Genomic DNA, 465 nt, shown 5'->3' on the forward strand with positions numbered 1-465 from the left:
AGGCGAAATACGTGCGCGGGCAGCAGTCGGCGGACGGCAGTCGGACGACGGACGACGCGAAACCGCCGGTTCGCCGTGCCCATCCGGTTCGTCGATCCCTCGGTTGTTAGTCCTTTCGAGTGCACCGCTCGAAGGGGGCGTCGAACAACCGGCGAGTGCGGTAAACAAGGAGGCATGCCTCTCAAGATGCGTGCCGCCAGGGTCGGCTCGATGGATGTGAATCGCATGGGCCCGGTGGAGTTGCGGGTCTTCGCACTGTTCGCCGCGGCGGCTGCCGCGGGCCAGGCCGTCACCCTGCGCGAGGTGGCCGGCCTCGCCGGACCGAGCGGGCGGACCATCGGGTCGCGGGGTGCGATCAGCATCGCGGCCGACCTCGTGGACAACGGTCTGTTGGCGCTGTCACCGGCGTTGGACACGGTGGGGGTGGACGGGCCGATCGTGGTCACCGTCGCCGGCCGGGCCGCC

The 465-nt window shown here is 70.1% G+C and carries 1 protein-coding gene; it reads left to right on the plus strand.

What is annotated here, in order from left to right; genetic code table 11:
* Positions 1-174 precede the first annotated feature (174 nt).
* Positions 175-465, plus strand: a 291-nt coding sequence (locus GT354_RS18135; protein WP_161357343.1) for a hypothetical protein, incomplete at its 3' end; no start/stop codon positions are given.

It is taken from the genome of Streptomyces sp. SID3343 (genome assembly GCF_009865215.1).
Lineage (GTDB): Bacteria > Actinomycetota > Actinomycetes > Streptomycetales > Streptomycetaceae > Embleya.